Consider the following 22,011-nt stretch of genomic DNA (forward strand, 5'->3'; position numbering starts at 1 on the left):
TACACTGTAGTACTCAATGCGATCTGACCGGTGGGCTGCGGCGCATCGGCCTGGAATCTTGTCTATGACCTACTCGAGGATCGGGCGTACGCGCTTGACTTGGCACTGCTGTTAGGCGGCCACTGTGTCGCCGTGCCGGTGAGCGACTTTCCATTGGCCGTCTTCACGGCGGTAGATCTGCGTGGCCCGCAGGATGTAGGTGCGTGGTTCACCGTCAACCGGGACGGAGGGGTGTTCAAGGCCAGCCGTGTAAGCCATGTCGCCCAGTACGTCGCAGGCCAGGAGCTCAAAGCGGTAGGACGTGCAATTGGAGAACTGCTTTGCGATACCGATGAACAGCTACTGTCCGTGACGCGCGACGGCCATCATCGAAACTGCCGTCCGCCTGCTAGAGACAGTGAGGAGGAGCAGGCCGATCATGGCGTGAGCACGCCATGGCGGGAGCATTCGGCCGTCCACCCCAGCGGGGTCACCTGGACTTTCATGCGTCGCCGGCAGGCGGCACAGTACCGCGGCGGCTCCATCGCCAGACGGTCGCGGCAGCGTTGGTGAGCGTACGACGGCGGGCGATCACCGTCGTCGTACGCCTCCCCGCAGTGCCCGCAAAAGTTCCCCGTGGTTGACCTTGTCGAAACCTCCGTCACAGCGTCTTCTGAAGTTCCTTGATGGGCATGTTGAGGTCCACCAGCAGGTTCAGGTCTGCGGTGGCGGGGCGGCCCAGCGTGGTGAGGTAATTGCCGACGATGACGGCGTTGATGCCGCCGAGCAGGCCGTCGCGGGTACCGAGGTCGCCCAAGGTGAGTTCGCGCCCGCCGGCGTATCGAAGGACGGTGCGGGGCATGGCCAGGCGGAAGGCGGCGATGGCGCGCAGGGCGTCCTTGCCGTCCATGATGCCCTGGTTTTCCAAGGGAGTTCCGGGGCGGGGGTTGAGGAAGTTGAGCGGGACTTCGTGGGGTTCAAGGGCAGCGAGCTGTGCCGCGAGTTCAGCCCGCTGCTCCAGGCTTTCGCCCATCCCGATCAGGGCGCCGCAGCACAGTTCCATGCCGGCATCCTTGACCATGGTGCAGGTCTCCAGCCGTTCCGCATAGGTGTGGGTGGTGACTACCTGCGGAAAGTAGCTTCGCGCTGTTTCCAGGTTGTGGTTGTAGCGGTGGACACCCCAGTCCTTGAGCTGGTCCACCTGGCGCTGCGTGAGCATGCCGAGGGAGCAGGCGATATTGATGTCCACCTCTGCATTGATGCGGTCGATGGCGAACTTGATCTGGTTCATCAGCTTGATGTCGGGGCCGCGGACGGCTGCCACAATGCAGAACTCGGTGGCTCCGGTGGCGGCGGTTTCCTTGGCGGCCTTGACCAGTTCCGGGATGTCCAGCCAGACGCCGCGCACGGGGGAGTCGAAGAGGCCGGACTGGCTGCAGAAGTGGCAGTCCTCCGGGCAGCCGCCGGTCTTGATGGAGATGATCCCTTCCACTTCCACGTCCTCGCCGCAGTGCCGGAGCCGGACCTGGTGTGCCAACTCCAAGGCCGCGGGAAGCGCCTCGTCCGGAAGGCGCAGGACCTCTTCGAGCTGGGCCTGGTCCAGGCCGACGCCGTCCTCGAGAACCTGCCGGCGCGCGGTCTCAAGGATCTCGCAGCCTTCGCCGGTGCTGGTGCCGCGGCCCGCTGCGCTGGAAAGGTTTGCCTGTATCGCCATGATGTGGTCCTTCACGTCTACTTGGAATATCCCTCAAAGCAGACGCTAGTTCCCGTTTGACGACTCCATTTTGGAGGGATTCAACAAGAATGCGGCGGATGGGCCCAGGAACGCCTTGAATCAAGTCCCTGATCCGCAAGACGGACAGGCACAGGACTTTCCTGCGTCAAGGGGAACGAAGAAGCAGGCGGACCTGGCTCCGGACGTCCTGCACAATGTCCTCGACGCGGCTAGCGGGATCAGCACTCCCTGCCATGCCGAGGAACATGATCGCCGAGATGACGTGCGCGGCGGTGGCGGCATCAGCGGCGCTGAGCATTCCACCGCGGGCAAGGACGGCAGCGATGGCCTCCTCTGTCTGAGCGACTATGTGCAGGGCTTCGCTGTGGCGTGGCTCCGTCGGGTCGCCGAAGACCATCTCCTTCAGATAGGTGCGCCCGTTGTCGACCTGGACCCGGTTGCACTCCACGATCGGCTGCAGGATGGCCATTACGGCATCCAGTACATCCGGAATGGTTTCAGCATCAGCCCGGCCCCGCTTGAGCGCCTCGGCATAGTGCGCATTCTGCACCAGCAGAAGGAGCTCTCCCTTGGTCTTCGCGTAAAGGAAAAGGGTTCCGGTGCCGATATCGGCCTTGTCGGCGATTTGCTGCGTCGTTACATCGTCAACGCCATGCTCGGCGAACAGCTCACCGGCCGCGGCCGTGATGCGGTCCAGCTTTTGCTGCTTGTTCCGCTCGCGCCGCGTGGGCTGTGGGGAAACGGCAGGCATGAGGACTCCTTGGCAAATAACTGAGTGGGCTCAGACATGAGTATAAGGGCACCGGTGCGCCTGGATCAGTTCCGAAGGAATACGACGGCGGCCGGAGCGAAAGCAGCATGGTGTTGGAAGATGCCTCCATGGCCGGAGTCGGGGTAGATGATCAGTTCGGACCCTTTGATCCGCCGGTGCAGGTCCCCGGAGAGGACGGAGGGCACCATACGGTCGTTGTCGCCGTTGGCGATAAGGGTGGAGTGCGTAAGCACGGACAGGTCGGACGGCGCGGAACGGCCAAACTTCTGGATTGCCTTCAGCTGGGTCTGGAATGCACCGGTGCTGATCGGCTTGTCGCGGTCCTCGGTGCGTTCCTTTAGCCGCTGGATGAAGGCCTTTGCCGCAGCTTTGCCGGTGGCGTTGCGGTTGAAGAACAGGAACTCCTTCGGGTCCGAGCGTGTAAGGGTTGCGCGGAAGATGTCCCAGTAGGTGGTGAAGACCACCTTGTCCATGTCCTTGCCGCCGCGCGGGCCGGTTCCCGCGAGTACTAGCCTGCGGACAAGGTGGGGATGCTTGAGGGTCAGGTCCTGCGCGATCATGCCGCCCATGGAGAAGGAGAAAATGTCGATCTTGCTGAAGCCAAGCGCCGTGATGAAGCTGTAGGCGTCGTCGGCCATTGCCTCGATGCTGTCGGGAACGCGTCCGCTGGAGGCGCCGACACCGGGGTGGTCGAAGGTGATGACGTGGCGGTTCCGGGCAATGGGGTCGATGATGCGTGGATCCCAGTTGTCCATCGTCGCCGCGAGGTGCACGAAGAAAACGACGGGGATTCCTCCCTTTGGTCCCAACTCGCGGTAGGCATAGGTGTTCCCATCCGCGGTGATGGTTTTGGCAGGTGCTTTCGCGTACGAGGTGACGACGGAGTCGTCGGGGGTGCCGGTATTGTCCATGGCGGTTTTCTCCTGGATGGTCTGATAAAGGGTGGATGGTCGACGGCGGTCAGCCGGCGATGGTGATCACTGCTTTGCCGCGGATTCCGCCCGTGGCGAGGGACTCCAGTGCCTGCGGGGTGTCGTCGAAATCGAAAACCTCGCCCACCACGGGGCGCAGCACGCCGTCGTCCACCAAAGTGCTGATCCGGCGCAGCTGGTCACCACTGGCACGCATGAAAAGGAACTCATAACTGACGCCGAGCTTCCTGGCCTGCCGCCGAACCTTGCTGCTGAGCACAGCAACCGCCAGGCGCAGCACGGGGTTCAGGCCGGCTTTGCGTGCAAACGCCGGGTCGGGCGGCCCGGAGATCCCGATCGCCTTGCCGCCAGGTTTGAGGATGCGCAGTGACTTCTCCAGGTTCTCTCCGCCGATGCTGTCCAGCACAAGGTCGTATCCCGTGAGGACCTGCTCGAAGTCCTGGTTGCGGTAATCGATCACGATGTCCGCTCCGAGATCACGGACGAAGCCGGCGTTGGCGCCGCTCGCAGTGGTTGCAACGGTGGCGCCAAGGTACTTGGCGAGCTGGATGGCGATCGAACCCACCCCGCCGGCTCCGGCGTGAATGAGCACCTTCTGCCCCGGCTGCACGTTGCCCCGCTCGACGAGGGCCTGCCACGCCGTGAGCGCAACGAGCGGCAGTGAGCCGGCCTCCGCCATGCTGACCGTTTCGGGTTTCAGTGCCAGGTCCTCCTCAGCGACGGCGATACGCTCGGCAAAGGTGCCTATGCGGTCCGTGGCGGGGCGGGCGTAGACGTGGTCGCCGGGCTTGTAATCCCGCACCTTTGGCCCGGTGTGGATAACGGTACCGGCGAGATCATGGCCGAGGACCAGCGGGAGCTTGTAGGGGAGGATCTGCTTGAACCCGCCCAACCGGATCTTGTCATCCAACTGGTTCAAGCCCGCCGCCTCCACACGGACCAGAACATCCCCATCCCCGACGACGGGTTCCGCGATATCCGCTTCGCGCAGTGGCTCCTTGTATTTGGTGATAGTGAATGCACGCATGCCCTAATGCTCCTCTTGGGTCCAGTGTTGATTGAGTAGTTGCTGCCGCTGCCGCAGCGGTATCGGGCAGTCTCAGGGCCTGCTGTGGGCAAGCTGTGGGTACACATCGCCCTGATGGTGGCGCTTAGTCCCGCCTTGAGCTGCACGGAGGTTTCGCCGGCTGGAACCTTGTTCCCGCCGGCTTCGACGGCATCCATGACGGCGCGAACGAAATCGGCCGGATCCAGTGAGGGATCCGGGCATCGTGGACGAAGCAGGTTCCGATGCTGCCGTTTGCACCGGTAGCCAGCACGACTGCGTCCTTGAGTGAGGGCATTTCGTAAACCTTCTTTGATGAGCTCCAGGCACGCCGGACGGCGCAGATTCAGCGGATTCTTTTCCCTGAAGGGATCCAGGAGGGCCATTAATACTGACACCACTCATAACTGAGTGTACTCAGATTCTATTCCCGGCAGTAGAAGCTGGACAAGGTCTCGTGTGGAGGGCAGCCCGTCAGCCGGTCACACGTACTCCGCCCACTGCACCTGTCCACGGCGAAGGGCCTGGGGTGGGCAGCACCAGATGCACAAAAACGTACCCCTGCTCAAATGGGATGATCCGGGAGGCGGCTTCGGTGCAATCCAGCGCCAGCTCCACCGGCTGAAAGGGGGCGCCGGGATGCTCCTGTCCAATGGAGACCGTAGCTCCGGAAGCACCGACGCAGGCTGAGGTGACGGTGTACTGCCCGGCCGCCGGCACTTTTGCCATCGTGCCAAAGCCCCTCACCGGGCCATCGAGGGGTCCTTCCTCAAAAAGGAGCACCGGCCCAGGGGCAGCCTTAAGAAGCAGATCCAGCTCCGAGTAATTCTGAACCTCGCGCTCCAGGACCAGCGGGTCAACGTACGGAACAGGGGACTCCGTTACTATTGCCGGGGCGGTCGTGGGGCTGCGCACAGGCTCGTTGTATTGGTAGGCGCATCCAGCGGTTCCGCCAAGGGCACCCAGCAGGCACAGGGCAAGGGCGCGTCCGGGTTCCCTGTCCGTCGTTCCCACCTTTCCATGGTGGTCATCCCCGCGATCCAAAGGGAAGGGTGCGGCCGTTGACAGGAGCCTCAGGCGGGAGTAACACGGCCGGTGACGGTCCAATCCCGGACTGCCGCAGATGGTTGTGCATGCGCAGTCACAGCAAAGGTGCCGTTCCACCAAGCACCTGCTCAAATAAACAGTGCGGCACGCTTCAAAGGAGAAGCACCATGACGATTGCCCATATCCTTCACCGTGTCGCCGACTACGACGCCTGGCGCAAAGTCTATGACTCCGTAGGCGACATGCAGAAAGACGGCGGGGTGACCCAGGAATCTGTACACCGTATGGTCGATGATCCGGACAATCTCTTGGTCATTCATCACTTCGACACTATGGAAAGCGCCAGGGCGTTCTTCGGCAGAAGCGACCTGCGGGACGCTATGGAACGCGGTGGCGTCCAGGGTGAACCGCGTGTTGAGCTGTTCGAATAGCCAAAGCTCAAGATTGAAACAATAAGTCCCTACGCTGGACGTAATACCTTCCGCCTGCACCCCGGGTCTTCCTAGAGTGTCCGTACAGGAACGGCCGGGGGACTCTTCCCGGGTGACCAGATAAAGGGGGGCGCATGAGCACAAGCGATCCGCTGGCAGGCATGGAAGCACAGACTGCGGTCCCGCCGAGGGGCGGATTCGCCGTGCCCGCCCCGCCCAGGAAACCCTTGGCAAGGCCCACAGCAGTACAACCGGCTTCACGATCCAATAGGCGGGAACATGAGGTGCAGCGCCTGATCCGCGACCTCGCCGCCCTTTCGGCTACGCCTCGCCCAGAGGTCTCGTAAAGCCTCCGCTGCTGCACCGCATTGCGGGGGAGGACGCGCCCAACTTTGTTCTGTCACTGGCGACGTCCTGTGGGATATGCTCCTGAAATGGCACCGCGAAGTTTTCTTCAATGGCCGGTCGTCCGTCAGCTGACCACGGGCGATCTACTGGGGCGCGGGCCATCAGTTACCTCGCCCCGGACACAGGCAATCGCCCCCCGCACAGCCACCGCGGACCGCGTCGTGCAAAGTGTGTGCCCGTACTGCGCTGTGGGATGCGGCCAGCGTGTTTACGTCAAAGACGAAAAAGTAATCCAGATCGAGGGCGATCCCGATTCGCCCATTTCCCGCGGCCGGCTGTGCCCCAAGGGCTCTGCCAGCGAGCAGTTGGTCAATTCACCGGGCCGCCAGACTAAAGTGCTTTACCGCGCCCCGCGTTCCGCTGAATGGAAACACCTGGACTTGGCCACGGCTGTCGAGATGGTGGCGGACCGCTTCATCGAGACGCGGCGCAGGACCTGGCAGCAGGAAGACGACCAAGGCAGGCTTCTGCGCCGGACCATGGGCATAGCCTCGCTGGGCGGGGCCACCCTGGACAACGAAGAAAACTACCTGATCAAGAAGCTCTTTACGGCTGCAGGGGCGGTGCAGACCGAGAACCAGGCCCGCATATGACACTCCGCTACGGTTCCCAGTTTGGGAGCCTCGTTTGGACGCGGTGGTGCCACGCAATCACTGCAGGACATGGCCAATGCCGACTGCATTGTCATCCAGGGTTCGAACATGGCCGAATGCCATCCTGTGGGGTACCAGTGGGTGGCAGAGGCGAAGGCCCGCGGAGCGAAGGTTATCCACGTGGATCCGCGGTTCACGCGGACATCGGCGGTTTCGGATAAGCACATTCCGATCCGGGCGGGCTCTGACGTTGTGCTGCTGGGCGCGCTCATTAATTACGTCATCACGAACGAGCTCTGGTTCAAGGAGTACGTCAGCGCGTACACGAATGCCGCGACGCTGGTTCATGAGGACTACCGCGATGCCGAGGACCTGGGCGGCCTGTTCTCCGGCTTCGATCCGGAGAAGCGGGCGTACGACACGTCGTCGTGGTCTTACGCGGAACAAGGGGACGGCACTATTGATGACCCCGGGCCCGGCTCGGAACACGGCGCGGATGCCACGGCCCGTGCCGCTGGTCATGCGTTCGGCAGCGGCGGGCCGCCCTTGGAGCACGCCGAAGTGCAGCGTGACGATACCCTGCAGGACCCCCGGACGGTCTTCCAGATCGTAAAGCGGCACTACGCCCGCTACACCGCGGAGATGGTCAGGGACATGTGCGGTATCGACGTCTCTGACTTCGAGTACCTGGCTCGCGCTATCACGGAAAACTCGGGACGCGACCGGACCACCTGTTTCGCCTACGCGGTCGGTTGGACCCAGCACTCCCTGGGAGCCCAGTTCATCCGCGCCGCAGCCATCCTGCAGCTTCTGCTGGGTAATGTGGGACGCCCGGGCGGCGGAATCATGGCCCTGCGCGGTCACGCCAGTATCCAGGGGTCCACCGACATCCCCACCCTGTTCAACCTGCTGCCCGGATACCTGCCGATGCCCAGTGCCGGCCGCCATGACAGCCTTGGCGAATACCTGGAAGCTGTCGGGTCGAAACAGCAGAAGGGCTACTGGGCTGATGCCGACGCCTACACCATCAGCCTGCTCAAGGCCTGGTGGGGCGACGCCGCGAACGAGGACAACGATTGGGCCTACGACTACCTGCCCAGGCTCACCGGAGCCCACGGTACCTACGAGACGGTCATGGGCATGCTCGAGGACGAAGTGGAGGGCTACTTCCTGCTCGGACAAAACCCTGCAGTGGGCTCGGCCCACGGCCGCATGCAACGGCTGGGCATGTCGCATTTGAAGTGGCTCGTGGTGCGCGACCTGAATCTCGTCGAGTCGGCAACCTGGTGGAAAGACGGTCCGGAGATCGAATCCGGCGAACTGCGCACCGAGGACATCGAGACCGAGGTGTTCTTCCTGCCGGCAGCAACCCACGTGGAGAAAGCCGGCTCGTTCACACAGACCCAGCGGCTGCTGCAGTGGCGCCACCAAGCCGTGGCACCGCCAGGGGAGTGCCAAAGCGAACTGCAGTTCTTCTTCGAATTGGGCCAGCGGATCCGGGAGAAGCTGGCTGGTTCAGAGGACGAGCGCGACCGTCCGCTGCTCGACCTGACGTGGGACTATCCGGTGGACGAACACGGCGATCCGGATGCGGAGGCGGTGCTTGCCGAGATCAATGGCCGTCACCTGGATGGTCCGGAGGCCGGAAAACCCCTCTCCGCCTACACCGAACTCCGCGCTGACGGTTCCACGTCTGCCGGCTGCTGGATCTACACCGGCGTGTACGCTGACGGCTTCAACCATGCTGCAAACCGCAAGCCGGGCCAGGAGCAGGGGCCGGCGGCTCCGGAATGGGGCTGGGCATGGCCGGCCAACCGCCGGATCCTCTACAACCGGGCGTCGGCCGACCCCGCGGGTAAACCGTGGAGCGAACGGAAGAAGTACATCTGGTGGGACCAGGAGCAGGGTAAATGGATCGGGGACGACGTGCCCGACTTCCCGCTGGACCGGGCACCGGGCAGCCAGCCGGACCCCTCCGTTGGTGGTGCAGCCGCCCTCAGCGGTGATGATCCCTTCATCATGCAGGCGGACGGCAAGGGCTGGCTATTCGCCCCGAAGGGACTCATGGACGGGCCCTTGCCAACCCATTACGAGGCTCAGGAATCGCCGGTGGCCAACGCGCTGTACCCGCAACAGCAGAGCCCGGCGCGGCTGGTGTTCCCCCGCGCCGATAACCTTAGTGCGCCGAGCGCCGGAACTCCGGGCGCCGATGTGTACCCGTACGTCTTCACCACCTACCGCCTCACCGAGCACCATACAGCGGGCGGAATGAGCCGTTGGCTGCCGTATCTGTCAGAGCTGCAACCGGAGATGTTCTGCGAGGTCTCGCCCGAACTGGCCGCTGAGCGCGGACTGGAGCCCTACGGGTGGGCCACCATCATCTCGCCCCGTTCGGCAATCGAGGCGAAAGTACTTGTCACTGACCGGATGAGGCCCCTGGCCGTCGGCGGCCACACCGTGCATCAAATCGGCCTGCCCTACCACTGGGGCGTCGGCAGCAATGCCGTCGTCAGCGGTGACGCGGCCAACGATCTGCTGGGTGTGACGCTGGATCCCAACGTACAGATCCAGGAATCCAAGGTGGCCTCCTGCGACATCCGGCCGGGCCGCCGGCCCCGCGGGGAGGAACTGCTTGCCTTGGTTGCCGAGTACCAGGAACGGGCCGGGGTGACCGTCGAGACCGGGAACCGCGCCGTCACCGATCCGGCAGCGGAAGGCATCACACCCGCTCCGGATACCGATCCCACAAGGGAGGACTAGATGGGCCAGCTGTCCGGACCGACGGACCCTACCGCCGATGCACACTGGGAGCACAACCATCCGCGCAAGGGGTTCTTTACTGACACTTCGATCTGCATCGGCTGCAAGGCCTGCGAAGTTGCCTGCAAGGAGTGGAACCACAACCCGCAGGACGGAAACCTGGAACTGCTCGGGTCCTCCTACGACAACACCGGCGCCCTGGGCGCCAGCACCTGGCGGCATGTCGCCTTCATCGAACAGGGCCAGGAACGCATTGTTGAGGCGCGGGAATCAGGCCGTGCCCTGGTCAACCTGGGCATGCCGCGTATAGGTCCTCCCCAGGCGGCGCCTGCTGTGACGGACTTGGCGGACGCGGATACCACGCCGCCGGACACGGCAGACTTCCGGTGGCTTATGTCCTCTGACGTCTGCAAGCATTGCACGCACGCCGGCTGCCTGGACGTCTGCCCCACGGGCGCGCTGTTCCGCACCGAATTCGGCACGGTAGTAGTACAGGACGACGTCTGCAACGGCTGCGGCACGTGCGTGGCCGGATGCCCCTTCGGTGTGATCGAACGCCGCAGCAATGGCACGGTCAAGGTCGCCAGCAGCAGGGACGAACAGCACGCCAAGCATCCCGCCGTCCCCAACGTGGGCATCGCCCAGAAGTGCACGTTGTGCTACGACAGGCTGGTGGCCGACGAGACGCCCGCGTGCGCCAAGGCCTGCCCGACGACGTCGATCAAGTTCGGGGACCATGACGACATGGTGGAGGCGGCCCGGGAACGGGTGGCCGACCTGCATGCGCAAGGCCTTACCGAAGCAAGGCTTTACGGCGCGAACGAACACGACGGCGTTGGGGGTACCGGATCGGTCTTCCTGCTGCTCGACGAACCTGAGGTGTACGGACTCCCGCCGGATCCGCGGGTGCCCACGGCGGATCTGCCCCGGATGTACCGGCGGGCCGGAATGGCGGTAGCGGGCATGGCCGCAGCAGCTGCACTGGCTTTCCTGGGAGGACGTGCGTGACCCTTTCAGAGTTTGACAGCTTCCGGCCATCCGAGCCTGCCCGCCGCAGCCGGCAGGGCGGTAAACGCGGTATGGGGCGCCGACGCGACAACAGTGACGGCTCCCGGGAAATGCCGATGGTGCCGGAGCCGGAGTTCACTTCTTACTATGGACGTCCGGTAGTGAAGCCTGCTCCATGGGGCGATGACGTCGCCATCTACCTCTTCCTGGGTGGCGTGGCGGCAGGTTCGGCCCTCCTTGGCCTCGGCGGACAGCTGACCGGACGGCCGACTCTGTGCCGCAATGCCCGCTTGAGCGCCTTGACGGCAGTGAGTGCCGGTGCCGTTGCCTTGGTGAAGGACCTGGGGAGGCCGGAGCGTTTCCTGCACATGTTGCGGACCTTCAAGGTGACCTCGCCCATGAGTGTGGGTTCATGGATTCTCAGCGCTTTCAGCGCCGGCACAGCCGTCACGGCTGTGGCGGAAATCGACCGGATGAGCGGGCGCCGGCTTCCGCTGGGTCCGTTGCGGAATGTCCTGCAAGCCGTCGAGGGTCCGGCTGGCTTTGAGGCTGCACTCTTCGCAGGACCGCTGGCGGCCTACACCGCGGTCCTGCTTGGCGACACTGCCACGCCCACGTGGAACGCTGCCCACGAGGAACTGCCGTTCGTTTTTGTGAGTTCGGCCTGCCTCGCTTCTGCCGGGCTCGCCATGGTCACCACACCCGTGCGCGAGACGGGTCCCGCCCGGAAACTCGCCGTGCTCGGCGTTCTGGGTGACGTGGCCGCCATGAAGGTGATGGAGCGCCGGATGGATCCGGTAGCAGCCGAGCCCCTGCACCAGGGCAAGGCTGGCGCCATGCTGAAGTGGAGCGAGCGGCTGGCGGTAGCCGGCGGCTTGGGGACACTGCTTGGCGGACGTTACCGCGTGGTGGCGGCGGCTTCGGGACTGGCATTGCTGGCCGCATCGGCCCTGACCCGCTTCGGTGTGTTCGAAGCGGGGCTCGCCTCTGCCAGGGATCCCCGGTACACAATCGAACCGCAGAAGAACCGGCTGGCGGCCCGCCGTGCCGCCGGTGTTACCGGCGACGCGATCACTACCGGCAGCTGATCGGGCGGGCCGGCTTCAGCGCACCTCGATGCCTTGCCCCGCGGTGGTGTGGCCGATCACGGGATGACCCGGCAGCTCGCCGACCACCAGCAGGCCGCCGGAGGTCTGGGCATCGGCCAGAACCAGCAGATCGTCCTCGGTGACGCCGGGACCAGACCCCAGGTGCGGCCGCACCCAATCGAGGTTGCGCCGGGTCCCGCCGGAGACGAAGCCATCCCGCAGCGCCTCCCGCGCCCCCTCGATCAGCGGTACCGCTGATCGATCGATCACTGCGCCCACATTCGAGGCGCGGACCATCTTGTACAGGTGTCCAAGCAGGCCAAAACCCGTCACGTCTGTCGCTGCCCGCACGCCGGCGGCCACCGCGGTCTCGGCTGCGTCCCGATTGAGCCCCGCCATCGTCTCCACCGCTTCAGCGAACACCTCACCCGTCTGCTTGTGCCGGTTGTTGAGAAGTCCGACGCCGATTGGCTTGGTGAGAGTAATCGGCAAACCGGGGCGGGCGGCGTCGTTGCGCAGCAGGCGGTCGGGGTGGGCCACCCCGGTGACGGCCATCCCGTACTTTGGTTCCGGATCGTCGATAGAGTGCCCACCGAGCACCGGACACCCGGCTTGTGACGCGACGCTCAGGCCGCCGCGGAGGACCTCAGTCATCAACTCCAGCGGCAAAACTCCACGGGGCCAGCCCACGAGGTTGATCGCCGTCACCGGCCGGCCGCCCATCGCGTAAATATCCGAGAGGGCATTGGCGGCAGCTATGCGGCCCCAGTCAAACGCATCGTTGACGACGGGAGTGAAGAAGTCGGCGGTCGTAAGGACCGCCAGATCGTCGCGCACCAGGACGGCCGCCGCGTCGTCGCCGCTGTCAAGACCAACCAGCACCTCCGCCCCCTGTTGGCCGATGAGGCCGCGGACCGCATCTTCGAGCTCGCCGGGCGGAATTTTGCAGGCACAGCCTCCGCCGTGGGCATAGTCGGTGAGCCGGACTGCGCTGGCGGGGGCATCATCGAGTTGCTGGACTGACGTCTGAGCCTGATTCACCCGCTTAGCGTACCCCCACAGACGACCTGCTATATTGAGGCGCGGTGGCGTCTGGGTCCTGGTGGGCCCCCCGGTCTTCAAAACCGGTGCGGCTGAGTATCTCGGCCTGGCGGGTTCGATTCCCGTCCGCCACCGCCAACTACCGGCACGCGCTGCCGCGAAATGAGGAGGGGCTGTGGACCAGGTCGATCCCCGGCGCCTTATTCCCCGCACGGATGACCTGCTGGCACTGCCGGCCGTCCGGGAGGCCCGGACACGGCTGAACGAGCGCGTCATCCGCGAACTGGTCCGGAAAGTCCAGGAGCAGGCCCGGCGGGGCGACCTCCCTCCCGGCCAGGTGGAACCAGCCCTGCTCGCCGCGCTGGCTTCACGCACGGCCACGACCCTGCGCCCAGTGCTCAACGCTACCGGCGTCATCGTCCACACGAACCTTGGGCGTGCCCCCCTTTCTGCAGGCGCGGTGGAAGCTCTTGTCGCCGCCAGCGGCTATGTTGATGTGGAGCTGGACCTGGCAGACGGCACCCGCTCCCGCCGCGGCGCGGGCGCCCGCGCCGCATTGCTCGCCGCCTGTCCCGCCGCCGAGGACGCCCTGGTGGTCAACAACGGAGCTGCAGCGCTGGTGCTGGCAACGACAGCCCTGGCCGCCGGCCGGGAAGTGGTGGTGAGCCGGGGGGAACTTGTCGAGATCGGTGCGGGCTTTCGGCTGACCGACCTGATGGAGTCGACGGGCGCCACACTGCACGAGGTGGGCACCACCAACCGGACACACCTGCATGACTATGCGGGCGCCCTCGGACCGGACACGGGGTGCGTACTCAAGGTGCACCCCAGCAACTTCCGCGTGGACGGGTTCACATCCGCTGTTCCGCTGGACGAACTGAGCCGGCTTACCGTGGCACATGGGGTGCCACTCGTGGCCGACCTGGGCAGCGGGCTGTTGGCACCCGACCCGTACCTGCCAGATGAACCCGATGCTGCCTCCGCTTTGGCGAGCGGGGCCGACGTCGTCATTGCCAGCGGTGACAAACTGCTGGGCGGCCCCCAAGCGGGCTTGCTGCTTGGCCGCAAGGAGATCATCGGGCGGTTGGCCCGCCACCCGCTTGCCCGTGCGGTCCGGGCAGACAAACTTGCCCTTGCCGCCCTGGAGGCAACCGTCGCAGGCGGGCCGCCGCCGGTTGTCCAGGCGTTGCACGCCGACGCCGGGCAGTTACGGCGCCGTACGGACAGGCTGGCCCAAGCCCTGGCCGTACCCGTCGTGGACCATGACGGCCGGGTGGGTGGCGGCGGTGCTCCCGGTGTTCCCCTGCCGGGGTGGGCGCTGCGGCTCCCCGAGGGAATCGCAAGCCGCCTGCGCACAGGCAACCCGGCCGTGCTGCCGCGCGTCCACGACGGCTCCTGCCTGATCGATTTGCGCTGTGTGCCGGCTGGGGACGACGACCGGATTCTCGATGCGGTACGGCAGGCACTGGCAACCCTCGAGGGTGCGGCAGGCAGGGCGGGCTGAACCGTGCACGTTGTCGCCACCGCCGGACATGTCGATTCCGGTAAAAGCACCCTGGTTCGCGCGCTCACCGGCATGGAGCCGGACCGTTGGGAGGAAGAACGGCGCCGCGGGCTGACCATCGACCTGGGGTATGCCTGGACAACCCTGCCGTCCGGACAGGATGTTGCGTTCGTTGACGTACCGGGCCACGAACGGTTCCTCGGCAATATGCTCGCTGGGATTGGACCAGCGCCGGTGGTCTGCTTCGTCGTAGCCGCGGATGAGGGTTGGCAGGCGCAGTCAAGCGATCACCGGGACGCCGTCGCTGCGCTTGGGATAGAACACGGTGTTGTGGTCCTCAGCCGCGCGGACCGGGCATCCCGGCAGCGGGCGGAAGACGTGCTCGCCCGGACCCGCAGCGAGTTGGCAGGGACCGGTCTGAAGGACGCGCCCGCAGTGGCTGTGTCGGCCATCGACGGGACCGGCCTGGCTGACCTGCGCGCCGTGCTCGACGACGTCCTGTCCCGGGTGCCGGCCCCCGCCACCACGGGTCGGGTCCGGTTGTGGGTGGACCGCTCGTTCACAATCACCGGTTCCGGAACGGTGGTGACCGGAACATTGGCAGCAGGAACACTCGCCCAAGGTGACCGGCTGGAGCTGCTGGGCCACGCCGATTCCCGGTCCGTTGTGGTCCGTGCCGTGCAAAGCCGCGATACCTCATACACCTCCGTGGGACCGGTCAACCGGGTGGCGCTGAACCTCCGTGATGTTGCTGCCATGGACATCCGGCGTGGAGATGCGCTGGTCACCCCAGGTGCATGGCCCACTACCGGCGTCGTCGGCATCCACCGCACCACGGGCGTCCCGTATACGGAGGCGCCGGAGCAACTCACGGTGCATGTTGGCACTGCGTCCGTGCCTGCCCGGCTGCGACCGTTCGGAACCGATCACGCCCGGCTCGTCCTTGACAGGCATCTGCCGCTCGTCCTCGGAGACCGGATGGTGCTGCGTGACCCGGGAAGCCGCTCGGTGCTGGGCGGCGCCCGCGTCCTCGATGCCGACCCTCCGGCCTTGCTGCGGCGCGGCGACGGGGCCCAATGGGCGGAGCGGCTTGCAGCCATGGACCCTGCCGGAGACGTGCTGGGAGAAGTAGCAGCACGCGGGGCCGTCCAGGTGCAACACCTCCGCAGGCTCGGGCTGTTGTCCGGGGACGATGCGGAGGCGCCGTCCGGCGTGCAGGCTTTCGGGGATTGGTGGGTGCATGCCCCTGTCCTTGAGGCTTGGCAGCACCGGCTGCGCCATGCAGTCCAGGCGCTGCAGGAGCGGGATCCCTTGGCGCCCGGCCTTTCCATGGGTGCCGCGCGGGACCTGCTCAGGCTTCCCGACGAGAGACTGCTTTCCCCCGTCATCCAGGGGGCAGCGCTTGAACAGCACAGCGGCCACATCCAGCTGCCCGGCAGCCAGGGCAACCTTGGACGTGTCGAGCCGGCAATCGCTGAGTTGGAGCGCAGGCTCAGCGCAGACGCGTTCCGTTCCCCGGAAGCCGATGAGCTGGCTGCACTGGGCCTCGGTGCCCGGGAGCTGGCCGCCGCCGAACGTACGGGCCGCTTGCTGCGGCTGCGCGACGGCGTGGTGTTGCTGCCCACGGCGCCGGCCCTTGCCATGCGCGCCCTCGCACGCCTGGACCAGCCCTTCACCACAAGCCAGGCGCGCCAGGCACTTGGCACAACACGCCGGACCGCGGTTCCGCTGCTGGAACATCTCGATTCGCGCGGCTGGACCCAGCGCCTGGATGCCGGTCACCGCACGGTGGTGCGCTGAGTTGCCATCCGGCTTCCATGAGTCAGGCCCAGAAGTTGGGTGACGCGCTTACGGGACCGGGTGCGAGTGGACGGCGAGTGCTGGGCGGCTAATGCTAGGTCCGGGAGCGGAGCTCGGCGCAGGCAGGAGGGTGAGCGAGTTCAGAGCCGACGGGATCCCTAAAGCGCGGTAGTCCCATCCGGCCGCCCGGTACGCCTCTGCGTCGAGGGCGTGGCGACCGTCGACGATGTTGCGACGCGAGACCAGCCGGCCCAGCGCGACGGGGTCCGCCCGTTTGAACACCTCCCATTCGGTCAGGAGCGCGAGGACTTCCGCGCCCGCAACCGCCGATTCCACGCTGGCAGCATAGGTCAATTCAGGGTATTTCTTCCGGGCATTGTCCATGGCCTGGGGATCGAATACCGTGACTTGCGCCCCGGCGCGGTGGAGCATGCGTGCGACGTCCAAAGCCGGGGCGTCCCGGATGTCGTCGGAGTCGGGCTTAAAGGCCGCGCCAAGGATGGTGACTTTAACGTCGGCCAGGTTCCCATAAGCGAGGTCGGAGACGAGGTCGACCGTCCGCTGCCTGCGGCGCCGGTTGATGTCATCCACCTGGTGCAGGAAGCTTACGGCCTGTCCGACGCCGAGTTCGCGGGCACGGTAAGCGAACGCTCGGATGTCCTTGGGCAGGCATCCGCCGCCGAAGCCTAGTCCGGGTTTGAGGAACTGGCCGCCGATCCTTTCGTCGTAGGAGAGTGCTTCGGCCAGCAGGTTCACGTCACCGCCGACGGCTTCGCAAATTTCAGCCATGGCATTGATGTAGGAGATTTTGGTTGCGAGGAACGAATTGGCTGCCGACTTGACCAGTTCCGCAGTGGCAAGGTCTGTTGTGATGACAGGGGTTCCTGCTGCAATCAGGGGCGCATAAGCAGCGCTTAACTGTGCCTGCGCCCAGTCGCTGGCCACTCCGAAGACGATGCGGTTGGGCCGGAGCGTGTCTTCAACGGCATGGCCTTCGCGGAGGAACTCCGGGTTCCATGCAAGTTCCACCGCGAGGCCGCCGGGCGACAGACTGCGGACCAGGGAGGCAAGCCGGGCGGCCGTGCCGACTGGTACCGAGGATTTGCCCACGATCAGGCACCTGTTGTGCAGATGACTGGCGAGCCGGCGCACGGCGGTGTGGACGAAACGGAGGTCAGCCGCATCCGAATCGGGTGACTGGGGTGTTCCAACACAGATGAAATGAATATCCGCATCCGCAGCTTCCGCGAATCCGGTGGTGAAGCTCAGCCGTCCGGTTTCCAGCGCTTGCCCAAGGAGCTCGTCCAGACCGGGTTCATAAAATGGAAGGTGGCCTCGCGAAAGGTCGCTGATCTTGGCTTCGTCTACGTCGATTCCCATAACGTTATGACCGAGGAGAGCCATACAGACCGCTTGGGTGGCACCCAGGTAGCCGGTTCCTATCACAGATACGGTGAGCGAGGGTGTCACGGCCGCAACCGGTGGCAGCATGGCGGCGATGGATTTCATGGAGTTCTCCTTTGCAGCTTGTGCGGTTGTGCGACGCCTAAGTGCGGGCAGGCATCGGAGGTGGGCTCAGGGGCGGGTAGCCGTTCCGCCCCTGGCGTCTTCCTGCGCCACGGTTTCGGGTAACAGCGGATGCAGGCGAGATGCTGAAGGACACGCGTTCGTCAAAGTTTGTTCCGCCGCCGATTCTCTGCAGTGGTGAGGTATCGCGAGGCTTCAGCTCCCCAGGGCGGCCGAAACGAATACAGGCATGCGAGACGCAGCTTCGTGCAGTTTGCATAGGCGGCAAACCGATGGGGGCTGACGTGTAGCCCGTGTGCTGTGGCAAGGACGCTGCGGTGGGCGATGACGTAACGTCTGGTTGTCAGGAGGTGTTGGCGAAGGCGCAGCTCCAGGTGGACGTCGAGGTTGGCCAGGTCAAGGGCGGCCTCGGCCCGGCAGCTTTCATCAAAGTCCAAAAGACCGGGCACCGCCTGGGCGCCCAATCCGAGTAATTGTTTATCGTGTAGATCCCCGTGGGCCCACACCAGGGGATCGCTTGGGGTGCCTGCGAGCGCGGTAACAGCAGCTTCCGCTCGTTCCTGGAGGGCTGCGCGAGCCGGTGCGGCCTCCGGGATACCCGCGCTGTGCCTGAGCCAGTGGTCAATCCAGCGCTGGAGATTGGCTGCCTCGGTCTCCGCAGTGTGTTCGGGCAGGCGCTCAAGGGTGGGGCGGTGCAGGGGACTGCTTGAAAGCGACACGGTGGCGGCCCAAGCCTGTGACCATTGGATCCAAATGGCGGCAAAGGCTTCGTTGGTGAGTATCGCGTGGTCCTGATCGAGTTCGTAGTACGAGCGACCGGGAAGGCTGCTGAAGACAATGACGTCGGGACCTGCGGTGATGATCCGCGGAGTGGCGAAGAACCTGCCCGCCACTGAGGCGGCGAGGACGTGCCGCACGGTGGCTTCCGTGGCACGCCCTGGGCGGAACACTTTGATGTACTGGTTCCCGGCATGGATCACAGCGCGTTTGTGGGCCCGGTGGACGAGGAGCTCGCCCTTGGCGGCTTCCCGGGCAAGGGCGGGCATCAGCGGGTCGTCGCGGGGGACAGGGTCGACGCTTCCGTGCCGGAGTTGGGCAGCGAGCACTCCTGACCCCGGTGCCTCCTGGACTTCCATGTCGTAGTCGCCGGCCAGAGGCCCGGGCCAGGCCCGGCGTACTGACCACTCGGTGCCAGCGGCATCGGTGACGTGCGCAGGTACCGGCGGATGCCAGTTCATACGATCAATTCCCTTGCCCGGTCAAGGTGCCAGGCCATGTCGGCGGCCCATTCCGGGGCGCGGTCTCGAAAGGGCTCGACGCTGCCGACGAAAAGTCGGTAAGCCGCCCAAAGGTTCAGGCGGCCGGAGGAGAAGGTACCTCCGGAACCGATGTAGCCGTCGACCAGCTGTGCAGTTTTGGGTCCGCCCGCGTTACGCGCCCGCCGGGTATTTCGGGCGGAGGTTTCCTCGACGGCAGCGAACGAACCGAGGTCCGCTTCCGGTGCACTGGCGTGGGCCCGGTCAAAGTCGATGAAGCGCACTTCCGTGCCGGCAACGAGCACCTGGTCGGAAGAGAAGTCGCCGTGGACCAGTGAACCACTGAAGGTGGCTTTTTGCGCCAGCAACCGATCACTGAGTCTTGAGGCGACCAGATCGGCAGTTTCGGCGAGTTGGGGCAGGAGCGCGGCGACCATGGCGCTGGTGGCGAGAAGCTGGGCGCCCAGGTTCGGTGGCGAACCGGCCGTGGCAACACGCGCAGCATCAGAGATGCCATGGAGCGCCGCGAGGGCCTCACCGGCGTGGCCGGCCGCGTTGTCGCCGTGAAGGGTACCCAGGTCTCCCGCACCCCACAGAGGACTGGCGCCGATGCCGTGGGCCGAGCATCTTGCGTCCGCGAGAAGTGGAAGGACCGGGACCCCGTGACGGTTGAGTACGTTCCAAAAATGCACTTGCCGGTTCCGGTCGTAGGGCTCCGTGCCGGCTTTGATCACGACGGATCCGGCGGCGGAAGGCACCATGAACACCACCCTTCGTTCGGGCTTGTAGCGCAGAACCGTGCCAGCGCTTTCGGGGCTGGCACTGCCGGGCGACCATCGTGCACTCAGCCGCCGAAGGCCGTGGTTACGCAGCCACAGGAGGTTTGCCACCAACTCCCAGTCGTCTTCGAAACCTCCGACGGCGACAAGGGCACCGTGCCGGGACTCGTGGGTGGGCACGAGGCGGATGTCACGTCCGCGTGCTCTGGAGAGTTGCTGCCGACCGAGGATCTTGTCATCGTGCGGCGTTCCGCCCCGGGCCCAGCCGTAGTGGTCCCTGCCGTGAAGCGAGTGCCGGAATGCGACGAGCACCGACGTGTGGGGCTTGTAGCGAACCCTGGTGACATGGACGGGTTCGCCCAGCAGTTCCGAGAGACGGTCGTCGTCGAGAAGGTCAGCAAGGCAGGGAAGCTCAGAGTCACGTTGTGCGAGGGCCCGGTCCGGCTGAGCGGAACCTGTTGGAACCCGTCTCATGCCTTCACCTGCACAGCGTCCCTGGAGTGCGCGCGGCGTTGTTTTTGCACCCACCTGGTGAAACGCGTGTCGGGGTCGAGTAGCAGATCGGCCGGACGGCCCTGCTCGACGATGCGGCCGTCTTCGAGCCAGATGATGCGGTCGCACGATCGTGCGGAAGAAACGTCGTGGGTGATGGTGATGCATGTCCGGTCCCTGGTCAGGGCGGCCAGGGCGTCCAGGACGGAGTCGCGGGACTCATGATCCAGTCCGGCGGTAGCTTCATCGAGGATGACGATGGGCGCCTGCCTGAGAATGGCTCGGGCGATGGCCAGCCGCTGGCGTTGCCCGCCGGAGAGATCTTTGGCAGCTTCTCCCAAAACGGTCTCGTAGCCGAGGGGAAGCTGCTGGATGAACGAATCAGCTTGGGCGAGCGATGCGGCTGTGTGGATTTCCTCCTCCGTGGCATCCAAGCGTCCGAATCTGATGTTTTCTTTGACCGTTGTGCCGAAGAGGACGGAGTCCTGGAGCAGGATGGAGACGTGCGAGCGGACCGACGCTATCTTGAGGTCCTTGAGGTCAATGCCTCCGACGCGGACCGTTCCGGAGGAGGGGTCGATCATCCGGAGGACCAAGCTCGCGAGCGTGGATTTTCCAGCCCCGGACGGTCCGAGGATGGCCAGATGTTCCCCGGCGCGGATGTTAAGGGTTATCCCCTGCAGCACTGTTCCTTCCCCGTGCCCGGCACAAACGTTCTCGAAGTCGATGTCCGGATTCCGGCTGTCCAGCACTCGGGCCTCGGGTGCCTCGGGCAGGTCGGTTTGCGCGTCCAGGAGGTCCGCAACCCGTTCGCCCGAGGCCGTTGCCCTTGCGATGCGTCCGGTCTGCTTGGCCAGATCCTTCAACGGTTTCATCCCGGTTTTCAGGTACGTCAGGAAGACAACCAGATCTCCTGGGGTGATCGCGTGATCAAGTACGCGCCAGCCACCTCCCGCCAGGACAACGGCAGTGGCGACGCCGATCAGTACATCGGTGCGACGTTCGAGCCCCGCTGCGAGGCGAAGGGCGACAACACCGGTTCCCAGGGTCGACTTGTTGCTGGACCGGAAACCGGCGCTGATCGCGTCCTCAAGGCCATACGCCTGCACTTCACGGATAGCACCCAGGGTCTGGGCGGCCGTGGACGCCAGGGAGCCTTCCCCCTTGCGCGAGTTCCCTGCCGCTGCGGTGATAGGGCCGGAGGTCTTCCGGGAAAGGAGAGCGAAGATCCCCGTTGCCACGAAGACGACCAGGGCCAGCAGCGGGTCGAGCCAGAGCAGGACTACGGTCATGGCGAGAAGGGTGGCCACGTTTCCCAACAGCGGAAGTCCCGCAGTGACTGCGACCTCCTGCAGACGGGAGACGTCACCGACCAGGCGCTGGACTGTGTCCCCCGTCGAGGCGCGGGTGTGGTGCCGCATGGACAGGCTTTGCACATGCCGGAAGGCACGGGCCCTCAGGTCAGCGGCGATCCGTGACCCAATGAGGGCGAAGGAAATCGCAGACCAGTAGTTGGCAATGGCGCGCAGGACGCTGATGACCACGATCGCGGCCCCGCACAACAGCAGCGAGTCGAGGTTCGCAGTCATGCTCGGACCGGGTTTGCGCAATGACGCGCCCAGTGAACGGGACACGGCGTCGATGACCAGTTTCACCGGCCATGGTTCCAACAGTCGCAGGAGCACCTCGACCACCAGCGCCGCGAATCCACCCGCCATCAGGAGCCGGTGCCCCTGCATGTGCGGGCTGACGCACTGCAGGGTCCGGCGGAGCCCTGACGCCGGTTTAGCGCTTTGCCTGGGGGCCAAAACACG

17 protein-coding genes and 1 tRNA gene are annotated in these 22,011 nt (G+C 65.2%); 7 read left to right on the forward strand and 11 right to left on the reverse strand.

The window, feature by feature from the left end; genetic code table 11:
• Positions 1 to 111: 111 nt before the first annotated feature.
• From Q9R31_RS05615 to Q9R31_RS05640, 6 genes are all read right to left on the reverse strand, one after another.
• Positions 112 to 339 carry a nuclear transport factor 2 family protein gene (locus Q9R31_RS05615; RefSeq protein WP_311262190.1) on the reverse strand — a complete coding sequence of 76 codons (228 nt, stop codon included), beginning with the start codon at positions 337 to 339 and terminating at the stop codon, positions 112 to 114.
• A 301-nt stretch (positions 340 to 640) separates the two neighbouring features.
• Complete coding sequence (bioB, locus tag Q9R31_RS05620) at positions 641 to 1,693, reverse strand: biotin synthase BioB (protein ID WP_311261767.1); 1,053 nt, start codon at positions 1,691 to 1,693, stop codon at positions 641 to 643.
• A 166-nt stretch (positions 1,694 to 1,859) separates the two neighbouring features.
• A complete protein-coding gene (locus Q9R31_RS05625) occupies positions 1,860 to 2,465 on the reverse strand; it encodes a TetR/AcrR family transcriptional regulator (RefSeq protein ID WP_311261768.1) in 606 nt (201 codons plus the stop codon).
• A gap of 65 nt (positions 2,466 to 2,530) precedes the next feature.
• Positions 2,531 to 3,397: an alpha/beta hydrolase gene (locus tag Q9R31_RS05630; protein WP_311261769.1), complete on the reverse strand. Its 867-nt coding sequence runs from the start codon at positions 3,395 to 3,397 to the stop codon at positions 2,531 to 2,533.
• A 49-nt stretch (positions 3,398 to 3,446) separates the two neighbouring features.
• Complete coding sequence (locus Q9R31_RS05635; protein ID WP_311261770.1) at positions 3,447 to 4,445, reverse strand: NADP-dependent oxidoreductase; 999 nt, start codon at positions 4,443 to 4,445, stop codon at positions 3,447 to 3,449.
• Positions 4,446 to 4,937: 492 nt separating this feature from the next.
• Positions 4,938 to 5,477, reverse strand: a complete 540-nt coding sequence (locus Q9R31_RS05640) for a hypothetical protein (RefSeq protein WP_311261771.1) — start codon at positions 5,475 to 5,477, stop codon at positions 4,938 to 4,940.
• A gap of 200 nt (positions 5,478 to 5,677) precedes the next feature.
• Here Q9R31_RS05640 and Q9R31_RS05645 point away from each other — a divergent pair, with 200 nt between their 5' ends.
• The 4 genes from Q9R31_RS05645 (at position 5,678) to nrfD (ending at position 11,798) form a co-directional block, all read left to right on the forward strand.
• Positions 5,678 to 5,941 carry a hypothetical protein gene (locus Q9R31_RS05645; RefSeq protein WP_311261772.1) on the forward strand — a complete coding sequence of 88 codons (264 nt, stop codon included), beginning with the start codon at positions 5,678 to 5,680 and terminating at the stop codon, positions 5,939 to 5,941.
• 434 nt (positions 5,942 to 6,375) lie between these two features.
• Entirely contained in the window at positions 6,376 to 9,702 is a 3,327-nt protein-coding gene (gene fdh, locus Q9R31_RS05650; RefSeq protein WP_311261773.1) for a formate dehydrogenase, read from the forward strand.
• Positions 9,703 to 10,710: a 4Fe-4S dicluster domain-containing protein gene (locus tag Q9R31_RS05655; RefSeq protein ID WP_311261774.1), complete on the forward strand. Its 1,008-nt coding sequence runs from the start codon at positions 9,703 to 9,705 to the stop codon at positions 10,708 to 10,710.
• Complete coding sequence (nrfD, locus tag Q9R31_RS05660; protein WP_311261775.1) at positions 10,707 to 11,798, forward strand: NrfD/PsrC family molybdoenzyme membrane anchor subunit; 1,092 nt, start codon at positions 10,707 to 10,709, stop codon at positions 11,796 to 11,798. The genes Q9R31_RS05655 and nrfD overlap by 4 nt, the downstream gene beginning before the upstream one ends.
• A gap of 15 nt (positions 11,799 to 11,813) precedes the next feature.
• Here the strand turns inward: nrfD and selD are convergent, their stop codons facing one another.
• Positions 11,814 to 12,839, reverse strand: a complete 1,026-nt coding sequence (gene selD, locus Q9R31_RS05665) for a selenide, water dikinase SelD (RefSeq protein ID WP_311261776.1) — start codon at positions 12,837 to 12,839, stop codon at positions 11,814 to 11,816.
• Between the two features lie 43 nt (positions 12,840 to 12,882).
• On the opposite strand from selD, the gene Q9R31_RS05670 reads away from it, so the two are divergent.
• The 3 genes from Q9R31_RS05670 to selB all read left to right on the forward strand — a co-directional run bounded on the left by Q9R31_RS05670 (position 12,883) and on the right by selB (position 16,143).
• Positions 12,883 to 12,977 (forward strand) — tRNA-Sec (locus tag Q9R31_RS05670).
• 37 nt (positions 12,978 to 13,014) lie between these two features.
• Positions 13,015 to 14,343: an L-seryl-tRNA(Sec) selenium transferase gene (gene selA, locus Q9R31_RS05675; RefSeq protein WP_311261777.1), complete on the forward strand. Its 1,329-nt coding sequence runs from the start codon at positions 13,015 to 13,017 to the stop codon at positions 14,341 to 14,343.
• 3 nt (positions 14,344 to 14,346) lie between these two features.
• Entirely contained in the window at positions 14,347 to 16,143 is a 1,797-nt protein-coding gene (selB, locus tag Q9R31_RS05680) for a selenocysteine-specific translation elongation factor (RefSeq protein ID WP_311261778.1), read from the forward strand.
• A gap of 48 nt (positions 16,144 to 16,191) precedes the next feature.
• Here the strand turns inward: selB and Q9R31_RS05685 are convergent, their stop codons facing one another.
• From Q9R31_RS05685 to Q9R31_RS05700, 4 genes are all read right to left on the reverse strand, one after another.
• Entirely contained in the window at positions 16,192 to 17,652 is a 1,461-nt protein-coding gene (locus Q9R31_RS05685; protein ID WP_311261779.1) for a UDP-glucose/GDP-mannose dehydrogenase family protein, read from the reverse strand.
• A 161-nt stretch (positions 17,653 to 17,813) separates the two neighbouring features.
• On the reverse strand, positions 17,814 to 18,908 hold the full coding sequence (locus tag Q9R31_RS05690; protein ID WP_311261780.1) for a phosphotransferase: 1,095 nt from the start codon (positions 18,906 to 18,908) through the stop codon (positions 17,814 to 17,816).
• Entirely contained in the window at positions 18,905 to 20,179 is a 1,275-nt protein-coding gene (locus Q9R31_RS05695) for a phosphotransferase (protein ID WP_311261781.1), read from the reverse strand. The genes Q9R31_RS05690 and Q9R31_RS05695 overlap by 4 nt, the downstream gene beginning before the upstream one ends.
• A complete protein-coding gene (locus Q9R31_RS05700) occupies positions 20,176 to 22,005 on the reverse strand; it encodes an ABC transporter ATP-binding protein (protein ID WP_311261782.1) in 1,830 nt (609 codons plus the stop codon). Before Q9R31_RS05700 ends, Q9R31_RS05695 begins: the two co-directional genes overlap by 4 nt.
• Positions 22,006 to 22,011: the final 6 nt, after the last annotated feature.

The organism is Pseudarthrobacter sp. BRE9 (assembly GCF_031844305.1).
Classification (GTDB): Bacteria; Actinomycetota; Actinomycetes; order Actinomycetales; family Micrococcaceae; genus Arthrobacter.